The sequence below is a fragment of the bacterium genome (assembly GCA_019695335.1).
GTDB lineage: Bacteria > CLD3 > CLD3 > SB21 > SB21 > JABWBZ01.
The window spans coordinates 1-7,802 of the sequence record JAIBAF010000104.1; the positions used below are offsets into that span (position 1 = coordinate 1).

Annotated in this window: 5 protein-coding genes; 3 read left to right on the forward strand and 2 right to left on the reverse strand. The window is 45.1% G+C overall.

Translation table 11 applies throughout. From position 1 onward, the window contains the following. A partial coding sequence (locus K1X84_16245) for a hypothetical protein (protein ID MBX7153180.1) occupies positions 1 to 282 on the forward strand: 282 nt, incomplete at its 5' end. 6 nt (positions 283 to 288) lie between these two features. Here K1X84_16245 and K1X84_16250 read toward each other — a convergent pair. Both K1X84_16250 and K1X84_16255 read right to left on the reverse strand, forming a co-directional pair. After that, entirely contained in the window at positions 289 to 930 is a 642-nt protein-coding gene (locus K1X84_16250) for a CsgG/HfaB family protein (GenBank protein MBX7153181.1), read from the reverse strand. Between the two features lie 38 nt (positions 931 to 968). Then, positions 969 to 5,423, reverse strand: coding sequence for a T9SS type A sorting domain-containing protein (locus tag K1X84_16255; GenBank protein ID MBX7153182.1), 4,455 nt, complete (start codon positions 5,421 to 5,423; stop codon positions 969 to 971). Positions 5,424 to 5,642: 219 nt separating this feature from the next. Here K1X84_16255 and K1X84_16260 point away from each other — a divergent pair, with 219 nt between their 5' ends. Continuing rightward, positions 5,643 to 6,545, forward strand: coding sequence for an AraC family transcriptional regulator (locus K1X84_16260; GenBank protein MBX7153183.1), 903 nt, complete (start codon positions 5,643 to 5,645; stop codon positions 6,543 to 6,545). A gap of 100 nt (positions 6,546 to 6,645) precedes the next feature. Further along, entirely contained in the window at positions 6,646 to 7,641 is a 996-nt protein-coding gene (locus tag K1X84_16265) for an aldo/keto reductase (GenBank protein ID MBX7153184.1), read from the forward strand. Positions 7,642 to 7,802: the final 161 nt, after the last annotated feature.

The following is a 7,802-nucleotide window of genomic DNA, read 5'->3' on the forward strand; positions in this document are numbered from 1 at the left end:
GTAAGATTGACTTACACTAATGAAAAACGAAAAGTGCAAAAAAATGTGCGTGGTTTTTTAAAAAAACAAGAAAACGGATTCTATCAGTTTGAACCGCGTAAATTCGGCGAAACCAAACCTTCAAGAATCATTTTGATTCGCTCGGATCAAATTCAAACCGTCACGGTTATAACTAACGATGCTCCGCAAATTACCGACTTTGTTTTTATTGCAGGAATAACCACATTAGCGGCATTGATTGTGATGCTTTCTATTTCCGTGGCGCCGTCATTTTCAATGTGAAAAAACTTATTCCGGGAGACTCGGCGGATTAGGAAACGATTTGACGCCGCTGTCTTTTTTTCCGAGCAAGAGATAAGCCGCTGCACCACCGGCCGCCGCTAGACCGCTGAGAACCCACCATTTGGTGTTGCTGCCGACAGAGATCTTCTGGGGTTGCAATCCGGCAAAAATCCTGGCAATATTGCGCATCACTTGCACCAATCCTTCCGTCGGACCATTATAATCTTGTTTGGATGAATTGACCACCTTACCGCTGGACACGTCGATCAATCGTACATCGACTGTATAAGTACGGCCAACTTTACCGATAGAACCGACGGCGATTTGTTCGGCGCTCAAAAGTTTTCCTGCTTTGGTTATGGCGGCTTCATCGGCAAGATCAGACATCGAAAAATCCTGCTCGGACAGCAGTGCATTCATCTGCGAACGTTCAATCAAGTCGAATTTTAATTCCTGCATTTCGCTGCGCAATCGGTCGGATAACGCTTGAGCTTCAGATTTTAAGATTCCCCCCGTTGTTTGTAAATCAAGCACTGCGACCAACGGCTTGCGTTCTTGAGCTTGAACCGGTGTTACTTCAAATAAATACGCCGAACCGATATGCAAGTTGATGAGCAATAAAGCAACTGAGATTTTAATATATTTCATAGATCACTCCGGATATTTTTAAAATTTTTAGTGTTGAGTTATTTCAGAAATAACATTTTGCGGGTTTGAGTGAATTTGGTTTTACTATTCAGCGCTTGTGTTTCAAGCCGGTAAATATATAATCCGCTGGCTACTGTTTGTCCGACACCGTTACGTCCATTCCACGGAATAACATACGACGATGCGTTCTGTAAGCCGTTGAACAGCGTGACGACTTCTTGTCCTAAAATATTATAAACAGTCAGTCGGACTTTGGATGGTTGCGGTAATCCGTACCGGATCGATGTCGTAGGGTTAAACGGATTGGGATAATTCTGTCCAAGGTAATACTGCGTCGGGATCAAGGTTGACTGTTGCTGTTCAAGGTATGCTTGGGTGCCGGCCATCAAACGGTAATGAGCCGGTTTTTTTGATGAAACGTTTATATCGATCTTGCCGTCGGAAATCGTATGAACTTCATTATGGCCACGATCAATCATCCAAACTTCGTATCCGGCAGGAAGTCCGGCAATATCTGCGATATACAATTGTACGGAAGTTTTTTCCGCTCCACCTTGAATTTCAAAATCCCAAGTACTTCCTTCATGTGAAATAGGTTTGAATTCCGAATGCAGCGCATTACTGAATATCAGCCGGACGTCGTCAAGGTCGAGAACAGGCAATGAGCGTTTATCAAAACCGTCAAAACCATCCGAAGCCTCTTCAATTTCTCCTGCGGTATGGTATAAAACATCGTCTGCATTTTTCAAACCGAGTCTGATGAAATACTCGCCTTTATTTAAATTCGATTTTGATACTATTCGGCGAGAAGATTTTGTCAGAGCGGTCAACGTTACTGGTGGATAAACAAGTGGAAATATTCCACTATCCGGTTCGGAATAATACATGTAGCCTTTCCACGGTTCGAGCTCGAAAACCGATAGATCCGTATTTTCTAAATCATCCACGTAACGGAATTTACCGTTTTGCAAAACAACGATATTGGCATAATTAATTTTACTGTTAAGATAGGCGACACCGGTCCACAAAATATTGAACGCGTAGGGATTGGCGATCATATTCCATCCCGGCTGAATGATCGTAACGGCGTCGTCGATCGTTACGGTTTTACCGGCGCCGGAATTCAACGTTTTAGGTTGACGGGTGATAAGAAGGTACGAACGACCTGCCTCAATCAAGCCGAAAGAGCCGTCGGATGCTGTGACAAATCTTTCAGTAAGATTGTTGTAGCGGTAAAGCTGCCAATCACCTTTGTCGCCTAATTCGCCGAGCCGGCTTTCGCGAAACGCACCTGTCGGGGTTTTGTCCGTCAGATTAAGCGGAATGGAAACAAGCCGGTACGCTTTGGCCGAAGTGCCTCCCGGGAGCGTCAGTGAACCGCTGCTATTGATGCCGGGCGAGGGGATGCTGACATCGATCGTATACGGATTCGTCTCGGCATTTTGAAATTCCGAATAAGGAAATTGAATCGTCTTACCGCCGGACGTTACTTCGACGTAAAATTGTAATCCTTTTTCAGTAATATCTTCCTGCGGAATGGTTGCACTGAAACGAGCCGTATTGCCGCCTCCGGGTAATGGCGATAATGATTTTTCTTTGTACGCACTCGCGCCACTACCCAGTGCACGGTATTTTATAAATCCGTTGACTTCGGAAGCCGAAAGCTGCGCCAGCTTGACTTCAATGCTTAAATCACGATTATAAACGGGCGATAACGATGAAAGGTTGTCAATTTCAATTTCCGAACCGGTACCCGTCAGCCGGATTACGTGCGTAGAGTCGGGCGTATTGGTCATGAAATTAAATGCCGAACTTTTCACAATTAACCGGTCGCGGAAATTCGATGCATCGTCAGGCGAAAACGTTACAGCAATCGAAAGTATTTTGCCCGGCTGTACTTCAAATTCGACGCTGTCGGTTCCATTGATGTTCGCAATTTCAAAATAATCGCCCGTGTCCACGTACACGTCGTACACGTACAGTACATCCGATCCGCTGTTGAACAGCGTAAAAGTCTGCGTTTTGGATCCACCGAGCAAAGCGCCGGCAAAATCCAGCGTGTCGCCTTTTAATGATGTTCCGATGCGCGAAGCTTTGACATTGCCGAGCAATTGAGTCGTCAGCGTAATGCTGCTGTCGTTGCCCAGGCTCGAACGTCCGCTGTAGTACGCCGTCAAAGTTGCTTGTTGCACTCCCACCGATTGCGGAACGAATCGCAACTCAACCGGTGTGGCTGATTTAATACTGAGTGGATAACCCAGTTCGATACCTTGTTGTGCGAGGTAAGAATCGGCGATAGAAAATTGATTCGCAGCGGGCCCTGAAATCTTAAAGCTGTCAATATAAGCGTACGCCGCGCCGCTGTTGTGATACGATACGATGACTTCGGTAGTATCGCCCGTATTAAGCGAGGCGGAAGGCGTCTGAATGAGAGAATCGACGGAAATAACCGGCGTTTGTTTGAGCCTCCAAATTCCATTATTGGCTGCGCCATAGAGAATCGAACTTTGATCTTCATAATCAAAATCGTCTGCGACGGATTGAAAGTCAAGCAGGTCAACCGGTGATTCCGTTATTTCTACCCATTGAAAATTACCTGCAAAACCGGATTTATAAACTTTTTGAACGCGATCAGGAAAATCGATGATCACATAGTTGCCATCTTCACCGGCGAAGACATGGTCTAAACGGTCGGGAGAAAACTGAGGAATCGATCCGAACGTATTTGAAATATCAATAGCACTCCACTGCCCCGTTCCGAAATCTCTGAAAGCTTGTTCTAATTTTTTATTGCCACTTTGATTTTCGGTTAAAACGATCAAATTGTAATGACGCGCACTCATTTGATCGATCGTCGAGCCGACCGTGGTCGTATAAACGGGTATCCAGGTTTTAGGCCCTTTCAACCGGGTTTGAAGAATCTGTTGATTAGTTGATGCATAAATTAAAACATCGCGTGTGAGCGGATCGTATTCGACGTTGACATCCGCTGGACGGGCGGTATTGAAAACGCCTCCGTAATTCATATTCACCCATGTCCGTCCGTCGTCGACGCTATACAGCACTGTGCCATTAGGTACACCGCTTTTTCCCACGGCAACAACCATGATGCTGGAGTCTTCATTGGAAAGTTCTTCATGATAATTGATGCTTTGGCCGCCGAACACGGAGTCGAATGTAACAGGAAAATTGACACTGTCCCATAAGGCCGATGTGATGCCATTGGGCGATTGCCAGATATATCCGTCATTGGTAATCCAGTAAAAATCTCCGCTGACGTCGGAACGAAAGCCCGTTGCGACGTCATGGCCAAATCCGATCCCAAAATTAGTAAAATCGAATCCACCGTTTTTACTGACGAGAAGTTCGTAGGTGCTGGACGTCGCGACGATGTCTTCGCCTTTGACGTAATGGATTTTGTTAATTTGTGTCGCCGTCAAACCATAATTGATATCGGTAAACGCCAGCACGCCTGCGGTGGTCAAGGTGATTTTAGAAACACCTGTTTCGCCTATGGCACGCCCGTAAAATTTTGCCGTATCATTGGGAGCACGAGTCAGTGTTGTCGTCCACGCTTCCCCGACAGATTTATTGAGAACGATCCAATTACTTCCGCCATTGTTCGTTTTTAAAATACCGAACGGTGTGCCGATGATAAATTCCATTATGCTGCCCTTGCGCGCTACCCAATTGTATTGTGAAAGATTGGCAAAGCCACTGAGCAACGGTTTATTGGTTGCAAACGGGATAGACCACGAACCGCCGGCATTGATGCTTCGAATGATTTTGGTGCTGTCCGTACTTCCAATCAAAGCCATAACCGGCGAATTGGCCGCTGCATTGACGTACAATTTTGTCGCTTTCCAATTGAGCGGCAGTTGGTATACCTGGTTGAAATTCACGCCGTTGTTCGTGTATACAATCGTTGCCCGTCCGCTTTCAAATTGCAGCCCGACATAATAATTTGACTGAGGGTCCTGCGGGTCGAAGGCGAAAGCCGACACTACGGCGGTGTCGACCGGTTCGTAAATGGCTGACCAACTTTGACCGCCGTTGACGCTGCGGAAAATACCTCCGGCGCTTACGGCGTAAACCTGCGATGAATTCAAAGGATGGACATACATGTCAAACACGTTCTCAATATTGTCGTTGGCCGCGGCTGTCCATGATGAACCGCCATTGGTCGAATAATAAATCGTTTGGCCGTCAGACGCATACATCCGGTTACCATCGGAAGAATCGATAACAAGTTTGATAACGACATTTGGAATTTTACTCAGAAACGACCATGTTTGTCCGTCGTCATTGGAACGGTAGAATTCTCCTGTTCCGGTGCCAACGATCAGGCGTCCGGGTGTTTTATAGTCGGCGGCCATGGCATCCATCAATCCTCCGTTAGGTCCGAGGTTTTGCCAGCCGATTTGTCCGAACACGGCCGAAACATGAACGGCACATACAATAAAAAAAAGAATATTCCTCAAGGGATAAAACATATTTCCTCCTCAAGAATGATAATGTGGTATTGGGTCTATGAAGATTATGCCGATTTTTATCAGCAATGATTCGGTAGCAGTGACCTAATGTATAACGGATGATGGCACGTTGTCAATATTTTGTTTGATGTCTTCATAACTTTCACTTGAAAAATCTGTACGCGCAACGTACAATAATTAATCATCTCTTTTTAAGATAAACCTAAACATATTACTCTGATGGCTGCACATAAATTATTTAACAGCATTTCTGATTTTTTTCGCTCGATCAACTTAAAGATCGATCAGTCTTTCGATTGTACCATCCATTCGCTTGACAAATTACACGGCGAACCACCGATGTCGTCGCCGCTCTTTCGTACTAATTATTATACATTTCTTGTTATCGCTTCCGGCAAGGGACATTATACGATTGATCAGCATTGGTTTCCGCTCAAGCCTTTTTCATTTTATTTTACCAATCCCGGTCATTTGAAATCGTTTACTATCGAAGAAAATGTTACAGGTTTCATGATTACGTTTTCAGAAATTTTCTTGAAAGCCAATTATCCCGGTAAATTGGAAATTGATTTTCCATTTCTATTCGATGAAACGGTTCCGGTCATGTATTTATCCAAAGATTTATTTGGACGCATTCGTGAACTTTGTTCGATCATGATCAAAGAATACAACGGCGATTCACTGTTTAAACAACGGATTGTTGCCAACCATCTGGTTGCTTTGCTCTTCAAAACCAAAGAATTACTTTTGACGCATCAGGCGAAAATCAAAGCTGAAAACAGGCCGGCGGAAATCACAAAACTTTTTAAAGCGGCATTGAATAAAAATTTTCTGCAATTAATACGAAGCGGTGAAGACCGGTTATGGAACGTTCAGGATTATGCCGATGCCCTGCATGTCCATCCTAATTATCTGAGCAGTATTGTAAAAGCAGAAACCGGCAAAACCGTCAAACAATGGGTTCATGAAAAATTGACGGCAGAAGCCAAAGCATTGCTGAAAAATACGCGCCTGACTGTGACGGAGATCGCTCATCAGCTTTCCTTCGACGATGTATCGAATTTCAATCGTTTTTTTAAAAGTCAAACTGGAAAAACGCCTCACGCCTTCCGCCAATCTTAGAAATTGACCATCCTTCCTGCGGTTCAGACCTTTTTTATTCATCGCATCCCATATACATTAAAAATGAAAACGAAATTCATTTATCAGCGAAAGGCTACACATGGGAGGATCAGCAACTTTAAGTCTGCGAAACGGACAACCCGTATCGCCGTTTGGTCTGGGGCTTATGGGCATGTCGGATTTTTACGGCTCCAAAGCAACACGGGACGATCGCGAAAGTCTGGCAACGATTGAAATGGCGATCGAACGCGGCATTACATTTTTTAATGCTGGGGATTTTTACGGTATGGGCCACAATGAAATGTTGCTGGCGCAAGCGATCAAAGGAAAACGCGAAAAAGTTTTTATCAGCGTTAAGTTCGGCGTATTGCGCGGCCCGAAGGGCGAATTTCTCGGGCTCGATACGCGTCCTTCAGCGATTAAGAATTTCATCAGTTATTCTCTCCAACGCCTTGGGACGGATTATATTGATTTGTATCAACCGGGGCGTATCGATCCGTCTGTTCCGGTCGAGGAAACGATCGGGGCGATGGCGGATTTGGTGAAACAAGGAGTGATCCGGCACATTGGCCTTTCGGAAGCGTCAGCGGAACAAATTCGCAAAGCGCACACCATACATCCGGTTGGCGCAGTCGAAATGGAATATTCTTTAGCGACCAGGATTGCCGAAGAAAAAATATTGCCGGTAACACGCGAATTGGGAATTACCTTGGTTGCTTACGGGGCTTTGAGCCGAGGGCTTTTATCGGGTGCACTTACAGGAAAATTTGATCCGACGGATTTTCGCGCTCATTTGCCGAGATTTTCAGGAAAAGAATTTGAAAGCAACCAAGCCACGGCTAAACAATTAAATGAATTTTCACAAAAGCGCGGATACACACCGTCGCAGGTAGCCATTGCATGGGTTGCGCATCAGGGTAAAGATATCGTCACATTGATTGGTACTTCGAAACGAAGCCGGCTGGAAGAAAACCTGAAAGCGGCGGATATTAAATTTTCTGCTGAAGATTTGCGATTGCTCGACACGATATTCAAACCCGGCGCCATTGCAGGCGAACGCTATCCTGTTCAGCAAATGGGCGTCGTAGTGCATTGATCTTTGAAAAAAAATCAGGCTGCTTGAATATTATTCAAGATATTCCGAAATTTTACTAAGGAGGTGGTCCTATGACTCGTCCAGCGTCCTTAGTAGCCTCGGTTATTCTGCTCCTGATTGCCGTCGGGCATCTTTTGCGAATCGTTTTACAAATTCAAATC

Excerpts from the sequence above, each read along its gene's own strand:
- K1X84_16250 (MBX7153181.1), bottom strand. The coding sequence starts at position 930 with ATGAAATATATTAAAATCTCAGTTGCTTTATTGCTCATCAACTTGCAT.
- K1X84_16255 (MBX7153182.1), bottom strand. The coding sequence starts at position 5,423 with ATGTTTTATCCCTTGAGGAATATTCTTTTTTTTATTGTATGTGCCGTT.
- K1X84_16260 (MBX7153183.1), top strand. The coding sequence starts at position 5,643 with ATGGCTGCACATAAATTATTTAACAGCATTTCTGATTTTTTTCGCTCG.
- K1X84_16265 (MBX7153184.1), top strand. The coding sequence starts at position 6,646 with ATGGGAGGATCAGCAACTTTAAGTCTGCGAAACGGACAACCCGTATCG.